Below are 21,517 nucleotides of genomic sequence, written 5' to 3'. Positions count from 1 at the left end.
GTGGGGCTGCGGCCGAGTATCTGGCTCATGAGGTGGGACGGCCGGTCCCGCGGGGACCGGCTGGTGGAGTGGCTGCTGCGGCCGGCGTCGCGGGTGTGGCGGGCGGTGTCCCTGACGATCCTGGTCTCCATCGCCGTCTCCGTGAGCCTGCGGGCGAACTGGGGCTCGGACAACGCCTTCGTCGTGAAGGCCGCGGACGCGCTGCTGGCGGGCGTCTCGCCGTACGACGACAAGCGCTTCCTCTACCTGCCCAGCGCCGTGATCATGGCGATCCCGGAGGCGCTGCTGCCGCGGACCCTGCTGCGGTGGCTGCTTCCGCTGGGGATGACCGGGCTCGTGGGCACCGGCTGGTGGGCCGCGCTGAAGCTGTTCTCGGTGCCGGTGTGCTCGCGCTTCGCGGTCGGCGGCCTCGCGCTGTTCGCCCTGCTCTACAAGCCGTACCTGAACCTCGTGCTGATCGGGAACTGGACGGCCATCTCGGCGGCCGCGCTGCCGGTGGCCCTGCTGCTGGCGCACCGGCGGCAGTGGGGGGTGGCCGGGCTGGTGGTGGGGCTGGCCATCGCCTGCAAGCCGATGCTGGTGCCGATCGCACTGCTGTTCCTGCTGGCGCGGCAGTGGCGGGGGCTGGCCGCGACGGTGCTGGTGCCCGTGGGGCTGTCGCTGGCCGGGGCGCTGCTGATGCCGAGCCCGACGCTGTTCTTCACCAAGACGCTGCCCTTCCTGCTCCAGGGGCAGGACGACTACGCCCTGCCCTGGGACGCCTCGCCGATCGCGGTGCTGCCCCGGCTGGGGATGGCCGGGCTGCCGGCGGTGCTGCTCGCCTTCGGCGGGGCCTCGGTCGCGCTGTGGGGGGCCTGGCGGCGGTGGCGGCGTACGGACGAGGACACCGACGGGGGCGAGCTGAGGCTCGTGGAGACGGCCTGCATGGTGATGCTCGCCGCATTCCTGGTGTCGCGGCCGTCCTTCGACCACTACCTGCTGGTGGTGCTTCCGCTGCTGCTGGCGTCGGGGGTGCGGGCGGGCTCGATGCCGCGCTCGCCCTGGTTCTGGCTGGCCCTGACGCCCCAGATGGCCCTGGTCCCGTGGCCCTCGGAGCTGGCCCAGAAGCGGCGGGCCTTCAAGGACTGCGCCACCCTGTGCGGGCTCACGATTGTGCTGGCGCGTCGTGCACTGCGCTCAGGTCGGGTTACTCTGGACCCGGTAACAACTGCGGGGTCCCCACCCAGGACCGAACCGGAGTGCGCCACGAAGCCAGTAGAACCGGCATCGCGGACCGCGTTTTGACCCGTATGGGTCTGCTTGGGTATCCTGCTGGTTTGTTATGCGTATTGGCTTTCTCATTCTCACGTGAAAGGGCCTTGCGCCGGTCCACCGGACCGATGACCAGCAGTTCACACGGGTTGCGTCCCCGTGTATGAGGGCTGTCGTGATCGTCCGTGGTGACCCTGTCAGGACCTTCCCGCTGGGCTTGTGCCCTATGGGATACCACCACTGAAGAAGCGAAGGCATACGCGTGCGTACGTTCAGCCCCAAGCCCGGCGACATCTCGCGCCAGTGGCTCGTCATCGACGCCCAGGACGTTGTCCTCGGCCGTCTGGCGACCCAGGCCGCTGCCCTCCTGCGGGGTAAGCACAAGCCGACCTACGCCCCCCACATGGACATGGGCGACTTCGTCATCATCGTCAACGCCGACAAGGTTCACCTGTCCGGCAACAAGGCGTCCCAGAAGATGGCGTACCGCCACTCCGGCTACCCGGGTGGTCTCCGCTCCGTGCGTTACGACGACCTCCTGGCGAACAACCCGGAGAAGGCCGTCGAGAAGGCCATCAAGGGCATGCTCCCCAAGAACACCCTGGGCCGTCAGATGCTCTCGAAGCTGAAGGTCTACTCGGGCGACCAGCACCCCCACGCTGCCCAGCAGCCGGTGCCGTTCGAGATCACCCAGGTCGCGCAGTAGTTCCGGCCACCCCCTAAGACGTAGAAAATTCTGAGGAGCATCGTGGCCGAGACCACCGCCGAGACGACCGTCGAAGAGTTCGAGGGCAACGTCGAGGAGTACACCAGCGAGTCCGTAGTCGAGGGTGACTACACCTCCGAGTCCCTTGCCGGTCGCTTCGGCGACCCCCAGCCGGCCGCCGGCCTGGGCCGTCGCAAGAACGCCATCGCCCGCGTCCGGATCGTTCCGGGCACCGGCAAGTGGAAGATCAACGGTCGCACCCTTGAGGACTACTTCCCCAACAAGGTGCACCAGCAGGAAGTCAACGAGCCCTTCAAGCTCCTGGAGCTTGACGGCCGTTACGACGTCATCGCCCGCATCTCGGGTGGCGGCGTCTCCGGCCAGGCCGGCGCCCTGCGCCTCGGTGTGGCCCGTGCGCTGAACGAGGCGGACGTGGACAACAACCGCCCGGCGCTGAAGAAGGCCGGCTTCCTTTCCCGCGACGACCGTGCGGTCGAGCGCAAGAAGGCCGGTCTCAAGAAGGCCCGTAAGGCTCCGCAGTACAGCAAGCGTTAATCTGCGCCTGCTGTTCTGCAACAAACCGCCCCGGCAGCACTCTCCGTGCTGTCGGGGCGGTTCGTTTACCGCCACAAGCGGCAAATTACTGTCACAAGCGGTCACAAGCGAAGCGTGAACTCGGGAGGACAACAGTGGGACGACTCTTCGGGACGGACGGTGTACGAGGCGTCGCCAACGCGGATCTGACGGCTGAGCTCGCGCTCGGCCTCTCCGTGGCGGCCGCACACGTACTGGCCGAGGCGGGAACCTTCGCGGGCCACCGCGCGACCGCCGTGGTCGGCCGAGATCCCCGGGCCTCCGGCGAGTTCCTGGAGGCCGCGGTCGTCGCGGGCCTCGCGAGCGCGGGCGTGGACGTCCTGCGCGTCGGTGTGCTGCCCACCCCGGCGGTGGCGTATCTCACCGGTGCGCTGGGCGCCGACCTCGGCGTGATGCTCTCGGCCAGCCACAACGCCATGCCCGACAACGGCATCAAGTTCTTCGCGCGCGGCGGCCACAAGCTCGCCGACGAGCTGGAGGACCGGATCGAGTCCGTCTACGAGGAGCACCGCACCGGAGCTCCCTGGGACCGGCCCACCGGATCGGGCGTAGGCCGCGTCTCCGACTACACCGAGGGCTTCGAGCGGTACGTCGCCCACCTCATCGGGGTCCTCCCCAACCGCCTCGAAGGCCTCAAGGTCGTCCTGGACGAGGCGCACGGCGCCGCCGCGTACGTCTCGCCCGAGGCCTTCGCCCGGGCCGGCGCCGAGATCGTCACGATCGGCGCGGAGCCGGACGGCCTCAACATCAACGACGGCTGCGGCTCCACCCACCTCGGGCTGCTCAAGTCGGCCGTGGTCGAGCACGGCGCCGACTTCGGCATCGCGCACGACGGCGACGCCGACCGCTGCCTGGCCGTGGACGCCACCGGCGCCGAGGTCGACGGCGACCAGATCCTCGCGGTGCTGGCCCTGGCCATGCGCGAGGCCGGGCAGCTGCGCGAGAACACCGTGGTCGGCACCGTGATGTCGAACCTGGGCTTCAAGCTGGCCATGGAGGCCGAGGGCATCCAGGTCGTGCAGACCGGGGTCGGCGACCGCTACGTGCTGGAGTCGATGAAGGAGAACGGCTACGCGCTGGGCGGCGAGCAGTCCGGCCACGTGATCATCCTCGACCACGCGACCACCGGTGACGGCACGCTGACCGGCCTGCTGCTGGCGGCGCGGGTCGCGGCGACCGGCAAGTCGCTGGCGGAGCTGGCCGGGGTCATGCGGCGGCTGCCGCAGGTGCTGATCAACGTCCCCGACGTCGACAAGTCCCGGGTCGCGACCTCGGGCGAGCTGGCCGCGGCGGTCGCCGACGCGGAGCGCGAGCTCGGCACCACCGGCCGGGTGCTGCTCCGTCCGTCCGGTACGGAGCCGCTCGTTCGGGTGATGGTCGAGGCCGCCGACATCGAGCAGGCCCGCGCGGTGGCCGGGCGGCTCGCGGACGTCGTGAAATCGGCCCTCGGCTAGGTCGTCCCCCGGGCCCCGCCGGCCCTACCCGTTGGTACCGCCCCGTGGCGCGCCCGGCTTCCGGATCATCCGGCTCTGCTGGGTGCGCCACAGCAGTTTCCAGGCGACGAGGGTGAGCGTCCCGGCGATGATGATGCCGAACAGGTTGAGCAGCAACTGCTCGGCCGAGCCCCACATCTGGCCGAACTCGCCGTAACTGAGGGCGATGGCGGCGTTGGCGGCCGCCGGGACGGTCGTCACGGAGATCGCCACGCCGACCAGCGCGCCCGACTTCGCCGACGTCAGCGACAGCATGCCCGCCATGCCGGCGAGCACCGCCACGACGAACGAGAACGGGTCCGGCTGCCAGATGAAGCTGGTGTTCGGCCGGGGCTTGTCGAGCATCCCCGGCTGGAACTGGCCGATCGCGTCCATCACCAGGCTGAACACGGTCGTCGCCACGATGGCCGCGGCGAACCCGACCAGCAGGGCGACCAGAGAGCGCGCGGCGAGCCGCGGCTCGCGCTGCACCAGGCCCGTACAGATGCCGGCGAGCGGGCCGAACTCCGGGCCGACCGCCATGGCGCCCACGATCAGGATCGCGTTGTCCAGGGCCACACCGCAGGCCGCGATCATCGTCGCGATGATCAGGAAGGCGCTGTAGGTGATCGTGAGGGTCGACTCCTCGTGGGTCGACTCGGCGAGCTGCTCCCAGATGACCGCGTCGGCGGCCTCGCCCGGGGCCTCCTCCTCCGCCTCGTCGGCGCGCTTGGAGATGGAGAGGTCGATGTTCTCGACCGCGATCGACCCGCTCTTGTCGATGCCGAGGGACCGCAGCTCCTGCAGCAGCTCGTCCGCCGCCTCGCGGGCCACGTCGCACAGCACGACGTCGCCCTCGGGATTGCGGGCGACGCCGGGCAGTACGACCAGGTGGGTGGTTCCGACCGTCTGGTCGATCAGCGACACCACCTGGTCCGTGAGGTGGTGCGGGGTGATGATCCGCAGATGCAGCATGCCCGCACCCTAGAGCTTGCGCGCCCTAGAGCTTGCGCAGGCTCAGCTTCTGCACCTTGTGGTCCGGGCCCTTGCGGACGACGAGCGTGGCGCGGCCGCGGGTGGGGGCCACGTTCTCCAGGAGGTTGGGCTTGTTGATGGTCCGCCACATCGTCTGCGCGTACTCCAGGGCCTCCTCCTCGGAGACCTGGGTGTACTTGCGGAAGTAGGAGAAGGGGTTCTGGAACGCCGTCTCGCGCAGCTTCCGGAACCGGTTGAGGTACCAGCGCTCGATGTCCTCGGGGCGCGCGTCCACGTACACGCTGAAGTCGAAGTAGTCGGCGAGCCCGACGCGGGTACGGCCGTCCTTGCCGGGCATGGCGGGCTGCAGGACGTTGAGGCCCTCGACGATCAGGATGTCCGGGCGGCGTACGACGAGCTGCTCGCCCGGGACGATGTCGTAGATCAGGTGCGAGTAGACGGGCGCGGTGACCTCGTCCTTGCCCGCCTTGATGTCGGCGACGAACCGGGTGAGCGCGCGGCGGTCGTAGGACTCCGGGAAGCCCTTGCGGGAGGTGAGCCCGCGACGCTGGAGCTCCTTCATCGGGTAGAGGAAGCCGTCGGTGGTGACCAGCTCCACGCGGGGGTGCTCGGGCCAGCGGGCGAGGAGGGCCTGGAGCAGACGGGCCACGGTCGACTTGCCGACGGCGACGGAGCCGGCGACCCCTATGACGAAGGGGGTGCCCTGCTGGGCGCCGTGGCCGTTGCCGGCGTCGCCGAGGAAGGTGTTGAGGGTGCCCCGGAGGTTGCTGGTGGCGCCGACGTAGAGGTTGAGGAGGCGCGAGAGCGGCAGGTAGACGTCGCGGACCTCGTCGAGGTCGATGACGTCGCCGAGGCCGCGCAGCCGCTCGACCTCGTCGGCGGTCAGCGGCAGGGGCGTGCGCTCGCGCAGGGCGCTCCACTCGGCGCGGGTGAGGTCGACGTACGGGGAGGCGTCGGCCCGGCGGTGGGCAGGACGCGCGGCCCGGTCGGTGCGCTCCGTTGCGCTGTCCGGCGTGCTTCGTGGCGGCGAAGTGATCACACGGCCATTGTCGGGGGTCGGGGCCGGTTGTGGGTGGTGTGGTCGGTCACGTGGGCAGGGGCCGCGGCGGGGAGCCGGTCTCGATTCGGGGCAGTGGGGGTCTCGCCATGGTCACAATCGGTGGCTGCCCCTCAGAACCGCTGGAGAACGGCCGACGCGGCCGTACAGTGCTCATCACCGCAGTTCAGACGTGTGCCCCGCGGGACGGGGCGGTGTTCGGGCTGCCCTGCCGCTGCCCTGTTCCGTGGGAGATCTACGTTGCGTACCGCCCTTGTCCGTCGTGCCGTCCTGACCGCCTCCGTGGCGTCCCTGGCCCTGCTGGCCACCGCGTGCGGCTCCGAGAAGACCGACACCAAGGCGGATGCCAAGCCGTCCGCGAGCGCGCCTGCGCCCTCGCCCTCGCCCACTCCCGAGGCCAAGGCGCTCGGCGCCGCCGAGCTGGAGAAGCTCAGCCTGGTCGACGGCGACGTCGCGAAGACCAAGATCACGAAGGCCGGCGCCGACGACGTGGCCAAGGTCTCCGAGATCAGCTCGGACAAGCCGGAGTGCCAGCCGATCGCCGAGGCCGGCGGACTGGCCCCGGTGGGCAAGGTCGTCACCACCACGGAGCGCATCGGCACCGGCGCCCCCACCGACGCGACCAACCCGATGAGCATCACCATGACCTCCGTCGAGCTCGCCTCCTACGACGGCAAGGGCGCCGAGGAGGCACTGGCCTCGCTGAAGGCGGCCGGCACGGCCTGCGCCGGCGGGTTCAACACGACCGTGAAGGCCGACAAGACCAAGGTCACGTCGATCGCGCCCAGCACCGTGACGGGCGGCGACGACTCGGCGGCGTGGACGATCAACAGCGAGTCCGAGGGCGAGAGCATGAACAGCCAGATGGTCGCGATCCGCAAGGGCAACAACCTCGTGATCTTCCACGCGATCAGCTTCAGCGGCAAGACCGACCTGCCGCAGGGCTACATCGACGCGCAGCTGAAGAAGCTCGGCTGAGCTTTCCGAGCTTTCCCCGACGAACGTCAACCCCGCTCCGGCGCATTCGCCGGAGCGGGGTTTCGTCTTGTTCGGGTACGGGGCAGGAGCCCAACTACGGCGTACGCTGCGGCCTATGTGCGGAATTGTGGGTTACGTGGGAGCGCAGTCGGCGCTCGATGTGGTCATCGCCGGACTCAAGCGGCTGGAGTACCGCGGCTACGACTCGGCAGGCGTCGCCGTGCTCGCCGACGGGAAGCTCGCCACCGTCAAGAAGGCCGGCAAGCTGGTCAACCTGGAGAAGGAGCTGGTCGGGCACCCGATGCCCGCGGGCTCCACGGGGCTCGGGCACACCCGGTGGGCGACGCACGGCGGGCCCACCGACGCCAACGCGCACCCCCACCTCGACAATTCGGGGCGCGTGGCCGTCGTGCACAACGGCATCATCGAGAACTTCGCCGCGCTGCGCGCCGAACTGGCCGAGCGCGGGCACCGGCTGGAGTCCGAGACGGACACCGAGGTCGTGGCGCACCTGCTGGCCGAGCACTTCACGTCCTCGGACGGGGACCTCGCGGAAGCCATGCGGCGGGTGTGCCGACGCCTGGACGGGGCGTTCACACTGGTCGCGGCGCACGCCGACCAGCCCGACGTGGTCGTCGGCGCGCGCCGCAACTCGCCCCTGGTGGTGGGCGTAGGAGAAGGCGAGAACTTCCTCGCCTCGGACGTGGCCGCCTTCATCGCGCACACCCGGTCCGCGATCGAGCTGGGGCAGGACCAGGTCGTCGAGCTCCGCCGCGACGGTGTCACGGTGACCAACTTCGACGGTTCGGCCGCGTCGGTGCGGGCGTACCACGTGGACTGGGACGCCTCGGCCGCCGAGAAGGGGGGATACGACTACTTCATGCTCAAGGAGATCGCCGAGCAGCCGAAGGCCGTCGCCGACACCCTCCTGGGCCGGATCGACGCGAGCGGCTCGCTGACCCTGGACGAGGTGCGCATCCCCGCCTCGGTGCTCAGGGAGGTCGACAAGGTCGTGATCGTGGCGTGCGGTACGGCGTACCACGCGGGCATGATCGCGAAGCTGGCCATCGAGCACTGGACCCGCATCCCCTGCGAGACGGAGCTGGCGAGCGAGTTCCGCTACCGCGACCCGATCCTGGACCAGCGCACGCTGGTCGTCGCGATCTCGCAGTCCGGCGAGACCATGGACACCCTGATGGCGCTGCGGCACGCGCGCGAGCAGGGTGCGAAGGTGCTGGCCATCTGCAATACGAACGGCTCGACGATCCCGCGCGAATCGGATGCGGTGCTGTACACCCACGCCGGTCCGGAGGTCGCCGTCGCCTCCACCAAGGCGTTCCTGACGCAGCTGGTGGCCTGCTATCTGGTCGCCCTCTACCTCGGGCAGGTACGGGGTACGAAGTGGGGCGACGAGATCCGGGCCGTGATCCGGGAGCTGTCGGACATCGCCGCGGCGGTGGACACCGTACTGGAGACCATGGAGCCGGTCCGGGAGCTGGCGCGCTCCCTCGCCGACAAGGACACCGTGCTGTTCCTGGGGCGGCACGTGGGCTACCCGGTGGCGCTGGAGGGCGCGCTCAAGCTCAAGGAGCTCGCGTACATGCATGCCGAGGGCTTCGCGGCGGGCGAGCTCAAGCACGGGCCGATCGCCCTGATCGAGAAGGACCTGCCGGTGGTGGTGGTCGTGCCGTCGCCGCGCGGGCGGTCGGTGCTGCACGACAAGATCGTGTCGAACATCCAGGAGATCCGCGCGCGCGGGGCCCGCACGATCGTCATCGCCGAGGAGGGCGACGAGGCCGTCGTCCCGTACGCCGACCACCTGATCCGCATCCCGGTGACACCGACGCTGCTGCAGCCGCTGGTGGCGACGGTGCCGTTGCAGGTGTTCGCCTGCGAGCTGGCGACGGCGCGGGGCAACGAGGTGGACCAGCCGCGTAACCTCGCAAAGTCCGTCACCGTGGAGTGAGCGGTGGACTGAGCGAAGCGGGTTTGTGGTCGTGATCATTGGTGTGGGTATCGATGTTGCCGAGATCGATCGGTTCGCCGGTGCGCTGGAGCGCACGCCGAACCTCGCACGGCGGCTGTTCGTCGATGCCGAGTTGACGCTGCCCAGCGGCGAGCGGCGCGGAGTCGCCTCGCTCGCCGCGCGGTTCGCGGCCAAGGAGGCCCTGGCCAAGGCGCTCGGCGCGCCCGGCGGGATGCTGTGGACCGACGCCGAGGTGTACCTGGAGGAGACCGGGCAGCCGCGCCTGCGGGTCTCCGGCACGGTCGAGGCGCGCGCCGCGGAGCTGGGCGTGAAGTCCTGGCACGTGTCGCTGAGCCACGACGCCGGGGTCGCCTCCGCGGTGGTGATCGCGGAGGGGTAGCGGGCAGGGTGGTGGCATGCGTACTGCTTACAGCGTGGAGAAGGTCCGGGCCGCCGAGCGGGAGTTGATGCGGCGGCTGCCGGACGGGGCACTGATGCAACGGGCCGCGGCCGGGCTGGCCGCCGTCTGCGCGGGGCTGCTGACGCGGGTCTACGGGGCGCGGGTGGTGCTGCTGGTCGGCCCCGGGGACAACGGCGGCGACGCACTCCACGCCGGTGCGCGCCTGGCGCGGCGCGGGGCCGGGGTGACCGCGGTGGCGATGGACCCCGAGCGCGTGCACGCCGGCGGGCTGGCGGCGCTGCGGGCCGCCGGGGGCCGACTGGCGGAGCGGGTGCCGGGCGGCAGGGTGGACCTGGTGATGGACGGGCTCGTCGGGATCGGCGGCCGGGGCGGGCTGCGGCCGGCGGCGGCCGCGCTGGTGGAGCAGATCCCCCCGGGCGCGCTCGTGGTCGCCGTGGACCTGCCGAGCGGGGTGGACGCGGACACCGGGGAAGTGTCGGGGGCGGCCGTACGGGCCGACGTCACGGTGACCTTCGGGGCGTACAAGCCGGGACTCCTGATCGACCCCGGGGCGTCGCGGGCCGGGGCGCTGCGGCTGGTGGACATCGGGTTGACCCTCGGCGCGCCCGACGCGCAGGCCCTGCAGCACGCCGACGTGGCGCGGCTGCTGCCGGTGCCGACGGCGTCGAGCGACAAGTACCGGCGGGGCGTGGTCGGGGTCGTCGCCGGGTCGGCGCAGTACCCGGGGGCCGCGGTGCTCGCGGTGGCGGGCGCGCTGCGCGGCGGCGCGGGTGCGGTGCGGTACGTGGGACCGGCGGCCGACGCGGTGCTGGCCCGCTACCCCGAGGTGCTGATCGGGCCCGGGCGGGTGCAGTCCTGGGTGGTCGGGCCGGGGCTCGGCGAGGGGCGTGCGGGGGAGGTCGCGCGGTGCCTCGCGGAGCCGGTGCCGGTACTGGTGGACGCGGACGGGCTGCGCGGCCTGGACGCCGGGGCGCTGCGGGAGCGGGCGGCGCCGACGCTGCTGACCCCGCACGCGGGCGAGGCGGCGGCGCTGCTGGGGGCCCCGCGCGAGTCGGTGGAGGCGGGGCGGCTGGCCGCCGTACGGGAACTGGCCGGGCGCTACGGCGCGACGGTGCTGCTGAAGGGGTCGACCACGCTGGTCGCCTCCGGCACCGGTGCGGTGCGGGTGAACCCGACGGGCACGCCGTGGCTGGCCACCGCCGGCAGCGGGGACGTGCTGTCCGGCCTGGGGGGCTCGCTGCTGGCGGCGGGGCTGTCCGGAGCCGATGCCGCCTCGGTGGCGGCGTACCTCCACGGGCTGGCGGCCCGGCGCGGCGCCTCGGGGGCGCCCCTGCTGGCCCACGAGGTCGCGCAGGCCCTCCCGGACGCGTGGCGCGACGTCGCGCGCTGACGCGGGCGCCGGCCGCGGGCGCGCGGGGGACGCACGGCGGGCGCGGCGGGCCCCGTACGTGGGGCGCGGCCCCGCAGGGCCCGGCGGTGGGTTCTGAGAGACTGTGGGGGATGAACGAGACACCGACGCGCGTGTACGCCGAGATCGATCTTGACGCTGTGCGGGGGAACGTACGCGCACTGCGCGAGCGGGCGCCCCGGGCCGAAGTGATGGCCGTCGTCAAGGCGGACGCCTACGGGCACGGGGCCGTCCCCTGCGCCCGGGCGGCCCTCGAAGCCGGCGCCACCTGGCTCGGAGCCGCAACCCCCGAGGAGGCGCTCGCGCTGCGCGCCGCCGGGATCCAGGGGCGCGTCATGTGCTGGCTTTGGACCCCCGGCGGGCCCTGGCGGGAGGCCGTCGAGGCCGACCTGGACGTCTCCGTCAGCGGGATGTGGGCCCTGGAGGAGGTACGGGCCGCCGCGCGCGCGACGGGCCGTACGGCCAGGATCCAGCTCAAGGCCGACACCGGCCTCGGCCGCAACGGCTGCCAGCCGGCCGACTGGGCCGAGCTGGTCGGCGCCGCCGTCGCCGCGCAGGCCGAGGGCACGGTCAACGTCACCGGAGTCTGGTCGCACTTCGCCTGCGCCGACGAACCCGGCCACCCCTCCATCACGCTCCAGCTCGCCGCCTTCCGCGACATGCTCGCGTACGCCGAGAAGGAGGGCGTCGAGCCCGAGGTCCGGCACATCGCCAACTCGCCCGCGACCCTGACCCTGCCCGAGAGCCACTTCGACCTGGTGCGCTGCGGGCTGGCCGTCTACGGAGTCTCGCCCGCCCCGGAGCTCGGCACCCCCGAACAGCTCGGACTGCGCCCGGCCATGGCCCTGAAGGCCTCCGTGGCCCTGGTCAAGGAGGTTCCCGCCGGGCACGGCGTCAGCTACGGGCACCACTACGTCACCGAGTCCGACACCCGTCTCGCGCTGATCCCCGCCGGGTACGCCGACGGCATCCCGCGGCACGCCTCCGGCAGCGGCCCGGTCCTGGTCGGCGGCAGGATCCGGCAGGCCGCCGGACGCGTGGCGATGGACCAGTTCGTCGTCGACCTCGACGGCGACGACCACGTGCGGGCCGGCGACGAGGCCGTCATCTTCGGCGACGCCCTGCGCGGCGAGCCCACCGCCGAGGACTGGGCTCAAGCGGCACACACGATCGCGTATGAGATCGTCACTCGTATCGGGAGCCGCGTACCCCGGGTGTACCGCAACGGGTGAAATGGCCGAGTCGACGGCTGAGTGAGGACGGCGTGAGCGAGAACTGGCGCAAGGCCGGCTGGGCCGGCGCCGCCATCGGAGTGATAGCCGCAGGCGCGGCCGCCGGTGTCGCGGTCGAACGGATCACCGTCGGAAGGGGCATGCGCATGAAGGCGCGCCTCGCACTGGACTCCACCGGGGACTACGGGTCCCTGCGCGGGGCCGAGGGCTCCGCTTGGGCCGAGGACGGCACCGAGCTGTACTACGAGGTCGACGAACTGCCCGAGGAGGGCAAGCGGCGCCGGCTGCTCCGCAAGGCCGCCGTCCCGCCGACCGTGGTGTTCTGCCACGGCTACTGCCTCGGCCAGGACTCCTGGCACTTCCAGCGGGCGGCCATGCGCGGCCTGGTCCGCGCCGTCTACTGGGACCAGCGCAGCCACGGCCGCAGCGCCCGCGGCCTCGGCCAGGCCGACGGCGAACCGGTGAGCTTCGAGCTGCTGGGCCGCGACCTGAAGGCCGTCATCGACGCCGCCGCCCCCGAGGGTCCGCTGATCCTGGTCGGTCACTCGATGGGCGGAATGACCATCATGGGATTCGCCGAGCAGTTCCCCGAGCTCGTACGCGACCGCGTGGTCGGAGTGACGCTCGTCGGCACCTCCAGCGGCCGCCTCGGCGAAGTGACGTACGGGCTGCCCGCCGTCGGGATGGGCGCGGTACGGCGCTTCCTGCCGGGCGTGCTCAAGGCGCTCGGCTCGCAGGTGGAGCTGGTGGAGAAGGGCCGCCGGGCCACCGCGGACCTCTTCGCCGGCATGATCAAGATGTACTCGTTCCGCTCGCGCGACGTCGACCCCGGCGTCGCCCGGTTCGCCGAACGGCTCATCGAGGCCACCCCCATCGACGTCGTCGCCGAGTTCTACCCGGCCTTCCAGGCCCACGACAAGACGGCCGCGCTCCAGCGGTTCGCGGACATCCCCGTCACCGTGATCGCCGCCGACCACGACATGGTCACCCCGGCCGCCCACAGCCAGGCCATCAAGGACGCCCTGCCCTCCGCCGAACTGGTCGTCCTGGAGAACGCCGGGCACCTGATGATGCTGGAGCACCCCGACACCGTGACGGGACTGCTGACCGACCTGCTGGCGCGCACCGGGGCGGTCTCCGTACCGGCTAACGTTGGCGGGCATGGAAGAAGTACCGCGGGAAGCGCAGCCCAGCCCGGCTCCGGAGCAGGCGCAGGGGCCTGACGCCGAGACCCACATCACCGTCGACTCCCCCGAAGCCATGCAGGAGCTCGGCCGCAGGATCGCCGGGGTGCTGCGCCCCGGCGACCTCGTCCTGCTGACCGGCGAGCTCGGCGCGGGCAAGACCACCCTGACCCGGGGCCTCGGCGAAGGCCTCGGCGTCCGCGGGGCCGTGACCTCGCCGACCTTCGTGATCGCCCGGGTGCACCCGTCCCTGGTCGGCGGTCCGGCGCTCGTGCACGTGGACGCTTACCGGCTGGGCGGCGGCCTGGACGAGATGGAGGACCTGGACCTCGACGTCTCGCTGCCCGAGTCCGTGGTCGTCGTCGAATGGGGCGACGGCAAGGTCGAGGAGCTGTCCGACGACCGGCTGCACGTGGTGATCGCGCGCGCGGTCGGCCACGAGGAGGTCCTGGACGACGTACGCGAGGTCGTGGTGCGCGGCGTCGGAGCGCGCTGGTCCGGAGCGGACGCCCTGGCGGCCCTGGCCCCCGCGCAGGCGGAGTAGCCCCGAACGTACCGACAACTCGTCGGCAACATATTGCGCTGACAGAGGCGCACGTGGTGACATGGTACCGAGGGCTGGTTAGGCCTACCTAAGTACAGGCCGGCCCGGGCCAGGAGGCACACCATGTCGGCAGCCGCAGGAGTACAGCGCGACCCCCGCCCGTCCGCCGTGTCCATGGGGGCGCTGCTCGCCGCGGGCGCCGCCGCGAGCGCGGTGTCGACCCCGCCCGCGCGCCGGCACCTCGACGAGCCGGAAGACCTCGCGGGCGTGCAGGGCCCGTCGGACGGGCCGGACGCGCAAGAGGCGGCCTCGGAGTCCGAGGCCGCCTGAGGTCCCACGTCCGGGTGAAGTCCGCACGGAGCGGTCCCCGGGGTGTCAGGGCGCCGAAGTGTCAGGGCGTCAGGGGACGACGACCACCTTCGAGTTGATCGTCGCGAAGTTCCACATCGCGTCGCCGTCCGCACGCGCCATGCGGATGCCGCCGGTCTTCTTGTTCGGGTCGGGCTCCGGCAACTGGCCGTCCACCCGGGCGCTGAAGCCGACCGCGACGCCCTCCGGGGTCGCGAAGCGGACCACGTGCTCGATCGGCACCCCGTCCGAGCCGGTGACCGCGCCCGAGCGGGAGGCGACCGCGTAGGTGCCCGGCTTCGGGTGCACCGTGCTCGGCATCACCGCGAAGGACTTGGGCTCCTGACCCGCGGCGTCGCTGACCAGCCAGACCCGCTTGAGGCCCACCGAGTACACGACGCGCACCCCGCTGCCCGATCCGGCCGGCAACGGCACCGGCTTCGCCGGGTCCTGCTTGGCGGGGGCCTGGCTGGGAGCGGGGGCCTGGCTCTGCTCGGCGGCCTTCGGCGGGTGCGCGGGTGCGGTGGCGGAGGCCTGGTAGCCGAGGAAGCCGACGGCGGCGATTGCCGCGGCGGTGAGCCCGGCCACGATTCCCGAGCTACTGCGTGCCACCTTGCTCCACCTCTCCGCGCTTCCCCTGGAACACCTGCGTCGAAGGTAGCAGCCGGGTCGCCCGGACACCGGCCGCAAGGCTGCCCGCCCCCGGAGTCGTAGGCTGTTCGCGTGCTCTTGCTTGCCGTAGATACCGCCACGCCCGCCGTCACCGTCGCCCTGCACGACGGGGAGTCCGTCGTCGCCGAGTCGAACCAGGTCGACGCCCGCCGCCACGGGGAGCTCCTGCTGCCCTCCGTGGACAAGGTGCTCGCCGAGGCCGGGCTGAAACTCGACGCCGTCACCGGGATCGTCGTCGGCGTCGGTCCCGGCCCCTACACCGGGCTGCGGGTCGGCCTCGTGACCGCCTCCACCTTCGCCGCCGTGCTCGGCGTGCCCGTCCACGGGCTGTGCACGCTCGACGGGCTCGCGTACGCCGCGGGTCTCGCAGGAGTCGAGGGCCCCTTCGTCGTCGCCACCGACGCGCGGCGCAAGGAGGTCTACTGGGCGCGCTACGAGGACCCCTGCACCCGGGTCGACGGGCCCTCGGTGGACCGGCCGGCCGAGATCGCCGAACGGGTCGCCGGCCTGCCCGCCGTCGGGCAGGGAGCGCTGCTCTACCCGGAGGTGTTCCCGGACGCGCGGGCCCCCGAGCACCAGTCGGCCGGGGCGCTGGCCGCCCTCGCCGCGCAGCGCCTGGCGGCCGGCGCCGAGTTCGAGAACGCCGCGGGCATGCCTCCGAGCCCGCTCTACCTGCGCAGGCCCGACGCCGAGGTGCCCAAGAACTACAAGGTGGTCACCCCCAAGTGACCTCCCCGACCGTGGTGCTGCGCGAGATGCGCTGGTGGGACATCGACCCGGTGCTGGAGCTGGAGCACGAGCTGTTCCCCGAGGACGCCTGGTCGGCCGGCATGTTCTGGTCCGAGCTCGCACAGGCCCGCGGCCCCAGGGCCACCCGTCGCTACGTCGTCGCCGAGGACCCGACGGGCCGCCTCGTGGGCTACGCCGGGCTGGCCGCCGCCGGTGACCTGGCCGACGTACAGACCATCGCGGCCGCCCGCGACCAGTGGGGCACCGGGCTCGGCGCCCGGCTGCTGACCGACCTGCTGCGCGCGGCCACCGCGTTCGAGTGCGCCGAGGTGCTGCTGGAGGTACGGGTCGACAACACCCGGGCCCAGAAGCTCTACGAGCGCTTCGGCTTCGAGCCCATCGGCTTCCGGCGCGGCTACTACCAGCCCGGCAACGTCGACGCGCTCGTGATGCGCCTTTCCGATCCCGCCACCTCCCTGAGCACCGTAAGAAGTGAGACCCATGGCTGACGAACCCCTCGTCCTCGGCATCGAGACCTCCTGCGACGAGACCGGCGTGGGCGTGGTCCGCGGTACGACCCTGCTCGCGGACGCCATCGCGTCGAGCGTGGACGAGCACGCGCGCTTCGGCGGCGTCGTGCCCGAGGTGGCCTCCCGCGCGCACCTGGAGGCGATGGTCCCGACCATCGAGCGCGCCCTGAAGGAGGCCGGGGTCAGCGCCCGCGACCTCGACGGCATCGCGGTCACCGCGGGTCCGGGCCTCGCGGGGGCGCTGCTGGTGGGCGTCTCGGCGGCCAAGGCGTACGCCTACGCGCTCGGCAAGCCGCTGTACGGGGTCAACCACCTGGCCTCGCACATCTGCGTCGACCAGCTGGAGCACGGGCCGCTGCCCGAGCCGACGATGGCGCTGCTGGTGTCGGGCGGGCACTCCTCGCTGCTGCTGGCCCCGGACATCACGAGCGACGTACGGCCGCTGGGCGCGACCATCGACGACGCGGCGGGCGAGGCCTTCGACAAGATCGCGCGGGTGCTTCAGCTGGGCTTCCCGGGCGGCCCGGTCATCGACCGGCTCGCGCGCGAGGGCGACCCGAAGGCGATCAACTTCCCGCGCGGGCTGACGGGGCCGCGCGACGCGGCGTACGACTTCTCCTTCTCCGGGCTCAAGACGGCGGTCGCCCGCTGGATCGAGGCGAAGCGCAAGGCCGGCGAGGAGGTGCCGGTGCGCGATGTGGCGGCGTCCTTCCAGGAGGCCGTGGTGGACGTGCTCACGCGCAAGGCGATCCGGGCGTGCAAGGACGAGGGCGTCGACCACCTGATGATCGGCGGCGGTGTGGCGGCCAATTCACGGCTGCGCTCGCTCGCGCAGGAGCGGTGCGACGACGCGGGGATCATCCTGCGGGTGCCGCGGCCGAAGCTGTGCACCGACAACGGCGCGATGGTCGCGGCGCTGGGTGCGGAGATGGTCAAGCGGAACCGGCCGGCCTCGGACTGGGACCTGTCGGCGGACTCCTCGCTGCCGGTGACGGATCCGCATGTGCCGGGAACCGCGCACGCCGCGGGCCACGCGCACGGCCACTCGCACGGTCACGGCCACGACCACGACCACGTACACGAGTTGAGCAAGGACAACCTGTACTCATGAGCACGGTCGCGCTGATGTGGGAGGCCCGGGCGGTACCGGGCCGGGGCAACGAGCTGCTGGAGTGGGCCCGTTCGCAGGTGCTCGCCCGGGAGCCGGTGCGGCGCGAGGTGTTCCGGGCCCCGCAGGACCGGGTGCTGGTGATCACGTGGTGGGAGGCGCCCGAGGGAGTGGCGGCGGACCTTCCCGAACTCCCGGAGCCCGCGGCCGACTTGATCACGCGGGCGGTGCACCGCTGGCGGTTCGAGTCGGTGGAGTCCGGCGGGAGCTGAGCCTCCGGGTGGCACGGGCGGCGGGCGGTCGGGCGGGCGGAGCCCGGGGCCGGGGTCCGGAGCTGGGCTTCAGGTGAATCTCGAACGCCTGCCGCTATGGTCATGCTCATGCCTTCCCGTGACCTGCCGCCGCCGCCCCCTCCGGCGCACCTGCGCGACTGGATGGACGAGGCCGCCGTACGGGCCGACCGGGCCCGGTTCCTGCGCGAGCTCGGCCAACGCAGCCTGGGGCTCGGGCGGTTGCTGCTGCTCTGGACGGTGTCGGCGGTCTTCGCGCTCGGCTGGTCCTTCGTCGGCATGGGCCTGATGGCCTTCGAGGAGGGGGACCCGGTCTCCTTCCTCCTCGGCCTCGTCTTCGTCACGCTCGGCGTGGGCGTCCTGGTCCCGGCCGGGTTCTGGCTCGCCTCCGGCGCCCGGCGCGACCGCCAGGTCCGGCAACTGCTGTGCGCCTGGGCCGAGTTGTGCCGGGATCCGGCCGCCGACTCCGGGGTCCGCGCGCCGGGGCGGAGCCTGGCCTGGCTGCTGGCCTCCTTCGCGCTGGGCGTGCTCGGGCTCTGGGTGACCTTCGGGGTCGCCGTGTCGGCGCGGCCGGGCGAGGAGACGTACGCCGAAGTCGCGTACTACATGGGACTCGGCCTGATCCTGTGGATCACGGGCCTGCTGGGGCTGGGCAAGGCGGGCGCGCACTACCGGTGGGCGGTGCGCGCCTTCCGCGGCGGCCGCCCTACGGCGTAGGGGCAGGCGCAGGCGCAGACACCGGCGCCGGCGAGCCGATCAGCATCGAAGGCGCCCCGGCCACCCGGGTCAGGAACACGGTCGCGGAGTTGGGCCCCTGCGGCTTGACCTTCCGGCGCAGTTCCTCGGGCTCGATGGCGGAGCCGCGCTTCTTCACGGTCAGGATGCCGACCCCGCGCTCGCGCAGGAGCGCCTTCAGCTTCTTCAGACCGAAGGGCAGCACGTCGGTGATCTCGTACGCCGTCGCGTACGGCGTCGCGCGCAGTTCGTCGGCGGTGATGTAGGCGATGGTCGGGTCGATCAGCCGGCCGTCGAGCTGCTCGGCCACCTCGGCGACGAGGTGGGCACGGATGACGGCGCCGTCGGGCTCGTAGAGCCAGCGCCCCACGGTCCCGGCCTCCGGGTCGGGCAGCGGGTCGGCGGTGTGCAGGGCCCGCGGGCCGGGCAGCAGGGTGGCGCGGATCTCGCCCGGGGAGGTGCCGAACCAGAGCACAGCCTCCTTGACGTCCCCCTGGTCGGAGATCCACTCGGCCTCGGCCTCCGCGGGGACGGCCTCGTGCGGGATCCCGGGTGCGATCTTGATGGCGGCGTACTTGGCACCACGGGCGGTCTCGACGGCCCAGGACAGCGGCGGGGAGTAGCTCTCGGGGGCGAAGATCCGGCCCCGGCCGCCGCGCCGGGCCGGGTCGATGAAGACGGCGTCGTACGAGGACACGTCGACCTCCGTCACGTCCGCCTCCCGGACCTCGATCAGGTCCGCCAGCCCCAGCGCCTCGGCGTTGGCGCGCGCGACGGCGGCGGTCAGCGGGTCGTGGTCCACCGCCAGCACCCGGATGCCGAGCCGGGCCAGGGCGAGGGCGTCCCCGCCGATGCCGCAGCACAGGTCCGCGAGGCTCCGTACGCCGAGGGCCGCGAGCCGCTCGGCGCGGTACGAGGCCACGGACGCGCGGGTGGCCATCTCGCCGCCGCCGGGGGTGAAGAACATCCGGAACGCGTCCTCGGGCCCGAACTTCGCCACCGCGCGCTGTCGCAGGCGGGCCTGGCCGAGCGCGGCGGACACCAGCCCGGCGGGGTGCTCGCGGCGCAGCCGGGTGGCGACGGCCAGCTCCTGGGCGGGGTCGTAGTCGCGGAGCGAGTCGAGGAGGGCGAGGCCCTCGGGGGTGAGGAGCGCGGCGAAGTCTTCGGGGGTCACGGCTCCATTGTCGTCTGCTGTGCGCCACTCGGAGGAAGGTCGGATTCCGTTCGCGGTGTCGGCCGTAACGGGGGCGTGTCGGATGCCAGGATGCGCAGCTATGCAGCTAGTCGGACAAAAGGAACATAAGACGCAACAAGGTCACCGGTTCGCGGCGGGTCCGCGCGGCCGGTTCGGGGTGGCACTGGCCGCACTGCTGGTCGCGGCCCTCGGAACGGCGTGCGGCTCCTCGGAGTCCGCGCCGGACAAGGCGGCGAAGGCCAAGGCCGCCAAGGGCGCCGAGGCGGGCGCGGCCGGTGCGCTCGGCAGCTACGCCGAGAAGATGAAGGCCGCCCAGGCGGCGCGGGTCGTCGCCGCCAAGAAGTGGGGCTTGGTCAAGCCGCCGCTGATGGCCCCGGCGGCGCCGAAGGAGAAGCCCGAGATCACCACGCGCGAGGGCTTCGAGGTCGAGGACCAGGAGAACCTCCCGCCGGTCTTCACCACCGTGCCGACCGAGGACAAGGTCGTCTTCCTGACGATCGACGACGGCGCGGAGAAGGACCCCGAGTTCCTGCGGATGATGCAGGAGCTGAAGATCCCCTACACCGCGTTCCTCAGCGACTACCTGGTGCAGGACAACTACCCGTACTTCAAGGAGATGCAGGCCGCCGGCGTCTCCCTGAACAACCACACCCTCAACCACCGGTACATGCCGGCGCTCTCGTACGAGAAGCAGCGCCAGGAGATCTGCGGCCAGCAGGACACCATCCAGAAGCAGTTCGGCAAGCGGCCGACGCTGTTCCGGCCGCCGTACGGCAACTACAACGAGGACACGCTGCGGGCCGCCAAGTCCTGCGGCATCAAGGCCGTGCCGCTGTGGAACGCGGAGGCCTTCCCGAACCGCATGGACTGGCGCGAGTGGGACCGCGATCTGCACGCCGGTGACATCATCCTCACGCACTTCCGGGGTCGGGAGGACTGGAAGGGCACGATGCCTGACATGATCCGTCATGTCATGAAGACCGTCACGGACAAGGGGTATGCCGTGGCTCGCCTGGAGGACTACTTGTGAGGTACGCGCGCCGGTTGGTAGCCGGAACGCTGATGGCCGGCGCGCTCGCGCTGTCCCTGTCGGGGTGCGGGGACAGCGTCGAACCCATCGAGAGGCTGGGCCGCAAGGCGATGGAGGAGAAGACGGACTCGCCGTCCGCCTCCGCCTCGCCGTCGGGGTCGGGGCCGGGGTCGACGGGGGCGTCGACTCCGGGTGACGAGGCGTACCGGAAATGGGGCCTGACCGCCCCCGTCCAGTACGCCCCCAAGCCGGCCGCCAAACCCCAACTCCCGCCGGCCAAGCCGGGCAAGGTCCCGGTGACGGACCGAATACCCATGCCGGGCGGGGAGAAAATAGTCTTCCTGACCTTCGACGACGGCGCCGAGAAGAGCCCCGAGTTCCTCAAGATGGCGGCCGATCTCAAACTGCCGATCAGCATGTTCCTGACGGACAGCATCGCCTCGGCGGACTACGGCCACTTCGAGAAGCTCCGCGACAACGGCTCGGGCAGCACGATAAACAACCACACCCTGACGCACCCGAACCTCCGGACCCTGCCCTTCGCGGCGCAGAAGAAGGAGATATGCGGCCAGCAGGAACGCCTGGAGAAACGCTTCGGCACCAAGCCGCCGTGGTTCCGGCCGCCGTACGGGAACTACAACGACGACACCCTCAAGGCCGCCTCCGAGTGCGGCGTCTCACAGCTCGTCCTGTGGCGCGTGTCGATGCAGATCAACAACTTCCAGTACGCCGAGGGCTCCGCCCTCAAGCCGGGCGACATCATCCTGGCCCACTTCCGCGGCCCGTCCGAACTCAAGGGCGCGACGGAGGTGGAGATGACGACGCGCATGCTCCAGCGGATCCAGGAGCAGGGATACCGGATCGGGCGGCTGGAGGACTACTTGTAGGGGTGGGGCGGGACGGGGGTGGGTCGGGGGCGGGTCGGGGGCGGGTCGGGGGTGGGTTTGCGGGGGTGCTCTTGCCCGGGGGCGTTGACGGGTTTGGGGGTTTCCCGTCAGTCCCATCGTCTCTCCGCGTCGGTCCGCCCTGTCAAGGGCGCTCCCTGCGGTCGCGTCGCTGCGCGATGGCCTT

Annotated in this window: 23 protein-coding genes; 19 read left to right on the top strand and 4 right to left on the bottom strand. The window is 72.0% G+C overall.

Going from position 1 to position 21,517, the window contains the following annotated elements:
* Positions 1-27: 27 nt before the first annotated feature.
* From ACZ7GJ_RS11810 to glmM, 4 genes are all read left to right on the top strand, one after another.
* Positions 28-1,284 (top strand): glycosyltransferase family 87 protein, encoded by a 1,257-nt coding sequence (locus tag ACZ7GJ_RS11810; RefSeq protein ID WP_470751099.1) that lies wholly within the window; start codon positions 28-30, stop codon positions 1,282-1,284.
* A gap of 229 nt (positions 1,285-1,513) precedes the next feature.
* Positions 1,514-1,957 carry a 50S ribosomal protein L13 gene (gene rplM / locus ACZ7GJ_RS11805; protein ID WP_008739660.1) on the top strand — a complete coding sequence of 148 codons (444 nt, stop codon included), beginning with the start codon at positions 1,514-1,516 and terminating at the stop codon, positions 1,955-1,957.
* Positions 1,958-1,999: 42 nt separating this feature from the next.
* Positions 2,000-2,512, top strand: coding sequence for a 30S ribosomal protein S9 (gene rpsI / locus ACZ7GJ_RS11800; protein ID WP_470751097.1), 513 nt, complete (start codon positions 2,000-2,002; stop codon positions 2,510-2,512).
* Positions 2,513-2,646: 134 nt separating this feature from the next.
* A complete protein-coding gene (gene glmM, locus ACZ7GJ_RS11795) occupies positions 2,647-4,005 on the top strand; it encodes a phosphoglucosamine mutase (RefSeq protein ID WP_470751096.1) in 1,359 nt (452 codons plus the stop codon).
* A 24-nt stretch (positions 4,006-4,029) separates the two neighbouring features.
* On the opposite strand, the gene ACZ7GJ_RS11790 is transcribed toward glmM, so the two are convergent.
* Together ACZ7GJ_RS11790 and coaA are read right to left on the bottom strand one after the other, a co-directional pair.
* On the bottom strand, positions 4,030-4,998 hold the full coding sequence (locus ACZ7GJ_RS11790) for a DUF389 domain-containing protein (RefSeq protein WP_470751094.1): 969 nt from the start codon (positions 4,996-4,998) through the stop codon (positions 4,030-4,032).
* 25 nt (positions 4,999-5,023) lie between these two features.
* Entirely contained in the window at positions 5,024-6,058 is a 1,035-nt protein-coding gene (coaA, locus tag ACZ7GJ_RS11785) for a type I pantothenate kinase (protein ID WP_470751093.1), read from the bottom strand.
* A 258-nt stretch (positions 6,059-6,316) separates the two neighbouring features.
* Here coaA and ACZ7GJ_RS11780 point away from each other — a divergent pair, with 258 nt between their 5' ends.
* The 8 genes from ACZ7GJ_RS11780 (at position 6,317) to ACZ7GJ_RS11745 (ending at position 14,139) form a co-directional block, all read left to right on the top strand.
* A complete protein-coding gene (locus tag ACZ7GJ_RS11780) occupies positions 6,317-7,054 on the top strand; it encodes a hypothetical protein (RefSeq protein ID WP_470751091.1) in 738 nt (245 codons plus the stop codon).
* Between the two features lie 115 nt (positions 7,055-7,169).
* A complete protein-coding gene (gene glmS, locus ACZ7GJ_RS11775) occupies positions 7,170-9,020 on the top strand; it encodes a glutamine--fructose-6-phosphate transaminase (isomerizing) (RefSeq protein WP_470751090.1) in 1,851 nt (616 codons plus the stop codon).
* A gap of 31 nt (positions 9,021-9,051) precedes the next feature.
* A complete protein-coding gene (locus ACZ7GJ_RS11770; RefSeq protein WP_365919427.1) occupies positions 9,052-9,420 on the top strand; it encodes a holo-ACP synthase in 369 nt (122 codons plus the stop codon).
* A 16-nt stretch (positions 9,421-9,436) separates the two neighbouring features.
* Positions 9,437-10,831, top strand: coding sequence for an NAD(P)H-hydrate dehydratase (locus tag ACZ7GJ_RS11765; protein ID WP_470751089.1), 1,395 nt, complete (start codon positions 9,437-9,439; stop codon positions 10,829-10,831).
* Positions 10,832-10,941: 110 nt separating this feature from the next.
* Positions 10,942-12,081 carry an alanine racemase gene (gene alr / locus ACZ7GJ_RS11760; protein ID WP_470751088.1) on the top strand — a complete coding sequence of 380 codons (1,140 nt, stop codon included), beginning with the start codon at positions 10,942-10,944 and terminating at the stop codon, positions 12,079-12,081.
* 32 nt (positions 12,082-12,113) lie between these two features.
* The gene (locus ACZ7GJ_RS11755) at positions 12,114-13,304 is read left to right on the top strand and encodes an alpha/beta fold hydrolase (RefSeq protein WP_470751087.1); all 1,191 of its coding nucleotides are present in this window, start codon (positions 12,114-12,116) and stop codon (positions 13,302-13,304) included.
* The gene (gene tsaE, locus ACZ7GJ_RS11750) at positions 13,243-13,809 is read left to right on the top strand and encodes a tRNA (adenosine(37)-N6)-threonylcarbamoyltransferase complex ATPase subunit type 1 TsaE (protein ID WP_470751086.1); all 567 of its coding nucleotides are present in this window, start codon (positions 13,243-13,245) and stop codon (positions 13,807-13,809) included. Before ACZ7GJ_RS11755 ends, tsaE begins: the two co-directional genes overlap by 62 nt.
* A 123-nt stretch (positions 13,810-13,932) precedes the next feature.
* Positions 13,933-14,139 (top strand): hypothetical protein, encoded by a 207-nt coding sequence (locus ACZ7GJ_RS11745; RefSeq protein WP_470751085.1) that lies wholly within the window; start codon positions 13,933-13,935, stop codon positions 14,137-14,139.
* A gap of 69 nt (positions 14,140-14,208) precedes the next feature.
* Here ACZ7GJ_RS11745 and ACZ7GJ_RS11740 read toward each other — a convergent pair whose 3' ends face one another.
* Complete coding sequence (locus ACZ7GJ_RS11740) at positions 14,209-14,769, bottom strand: hypothetical protein (protein WP_470751084.1); 561 nt, start codon at positions 14,767-14,769, stop codon at positions 14,209-14,211.
* A gap of 111 nt (positions 14,770-14,880) precedes the next feature.
* On the opposite strand from ACZ7GJ_RS11740, the gene tsaB reads away from it, so the two are divergent.
* From tsaB to ACZ7GJ_RS11715, 5 genes are all read left to right on the top strand, one after another.
* On the top strand, positions 14,881-15,558 hold the full coding sequence (gene tsaB, locus ACZ7GJ_RS11735) for a tRNA (adenosine(37)-N6)-threonylcarbamoyltransferase complex dimerization subunit type 1 TsaB (protein WP_470751082.1): 678 nt from the start codon (positions 14,881-14,883) through the stop codon (positions 15,556-15,558).
* Positions 15,555-16,067: a ribosomal protein S18-alanine N-acetyltransferase gene (gene rimI, locus ACZ7GJ_RS11730; RefSeq protein ID WP_470751080.1), complete on the top strand. Its 513-nt coding sequence runs from the start codon at positions 15,555-15,557 to the stop codon at positions 16,065-16,067. Before tsaB ends, rimI begins: the two co-directional genes overlap by 4 nt.
* Entirely contained in the window at positions 16,060-17,199 is a 1,140-nt protein-coding gene (tsaD, locus tag ACZ7GJ_RS11725) for a tRNA (adenosine(37)-N6)-threonylcarbamoyltransferase complex transferase subunit TsaD (protein WP_470751079.1), read from the top strand. The genes rimI and tsaD overlap by 8 nt, the downstream gene beginning before the upstream one ends.
* Positions 17,196-17,468: a hypothetical protein gene (locus ACZ7GJ_RS11720; protein WP_470751078.1), complete on the top strand. Its 273-nt coding sequence runs from the start codon at positions 17,196-17,198 to the stop codon at positions 17,466-17,468. The genes tsaD and ACZ7GJ_RS11720 overlap by 4 nt, the downstream gene beginning before the upstream one ends.
* Positions 17,469-17,576: 108 nt before the next feature.
* Positions 17,577-18,203 carry a hypothetical protein gene (locus tag ACZ7GJ_RS11715; RefSeq protein WP_470751077.1) on the top strand — a complete coding sequence of 209 codons (627 nt, stop codon included), beginning with the start codon at positions 17,577-17,579 and terminating at the stop codon, positions 18,201-18,203.
* Here ACZ7GJ_RS11715 and ACZ7GJ_RS11710 read toward each other — a convergent pair.
* Positions 18,193-19,395 (bottom strand): THUMP-like domain-containing protein, encoded by a 1,203-nt coding sequence (locus ACZ7GJ_RS11710; RefSeq protein WP_470751076.1) that lies wholly within the window; start codon positions 19,393-19,395, stop codon positions 18,193-18,195. The genes ACZ7GJ_RS11715 and ACZ7GJ_RS11710 overlap by 11 nt on opposite strands.
* 178 nt (positions 19,396-19,573) lie before the next feature.
* On the opposite strand from ACZ7GJ_RS11710, the gene ACZ7GJ_RS11705 reads away from it, so the two are divergent.
* On the top strand, positions 19,574-20,446 hold the full coding sequence (locus ACZ7GJ_RS11705; protein WP_470751075.1) for a polysaccharide deacetylase family protein: 873 nt from the start codon (positions 19,574-19,576) through the stop codon (positions 20,444-20,446).
* Entirely contained in the window at positions 20,443-21,333 is an 891-nt protein-coding gene (locus ACZ7GJ_RS11700) for a polysaccharide deacetylase family protein (protein ID WP_470751074.1), read from the top strand. Before ACZ7GJ_RS11705 ends, ACZ7GJ_RS11700 begins: the two co-directional genes overlap by 4 nt.
* The last annotated feature ends 184 nt before the right edge of the window (positions 21,334-21,517 follow it).

This window comes from Streptomyces sp. NPDC037242, assembly GCF_055604165.1.
This window is presented reverse-complemented; position numbering and strand designations above follow the sequence as displayed.

Excerpts from the sequence above, each read along its gene's own strand:
- ACZ7GJ_RS11810 (WP_470751099.1), top strand. The coding sequence starts at position 28 with ATGAGGTGGGACGGCCGGTCCCGCGGGGACCGGCTGGTGGAGTGGCTG.
- ACZ7GJ_RS11790 (WP_470751094.1), bottom strand. The coding sequence starts at position 4,998 with ATGCTGCATCTGCGGATCATCACCCCGCACCACCTCACGGACCAGGTG.
- glmS (WP_470751090.1), top strand. The coding sequence starts at position 7,170 with ATGTGCGGAATTGTGGGTTACGTGGGAGCGCAGTCGGCGCTCGATGTG.
- ACZ7GJ_RS11765 (WP_470751089.1), top strand. The coding sequence starts at position 9,437 with ATGCGTACTGCTTACAGCGTGGAGAAGGTCCGGGCCGCCGAGCGGGAG.
- alr (WP_470751088.1), top strand. The coding sequence starts at position 10,942 with ATGAACGAGACACCGACGCGCGTGTACGCCGAGATCGATCTTGACGCT.
- tsaE (WP_470751086.1), top strand. The coding sequence starts at position 13,243 with ATGGAAGAAGTACCGCGGGAAGCGCAGCCCAGCCCGGCTCCGGAGCAG.
- ACZ7GJ_RS11745 (WP_470751085.1), top strand. The coding sequence starts at position 13,933 with ATGTCGGCAGCCGCAGGAGTACAGCGCGACCCCCGCCCGTCCGCCGTG.
- tsaD (WP_470751079.1), top strand. The coding sequence starts at position 16,060 with ATGGCTGACGAACCCCTCGTCCTCGGCATCGAGACCTCCTGCGACGAG.
- ACZ7GJ_RS11720 (WP_470751078.1), top strand. The coding sequence starts at position 17,196 with ATGAGCACGGTCGCGCTGATGTGGGAGGCCCGGGCGGTACCGGGCCGG.
- ACZ7GJ_RS11715 (WP_470751077.1), top strand. The coding sequence starts at position 17,577 with ATGCCTTCCCGTGACCTGCCGCCGCCGCCCCCTCCGGCGCACCTGCGC.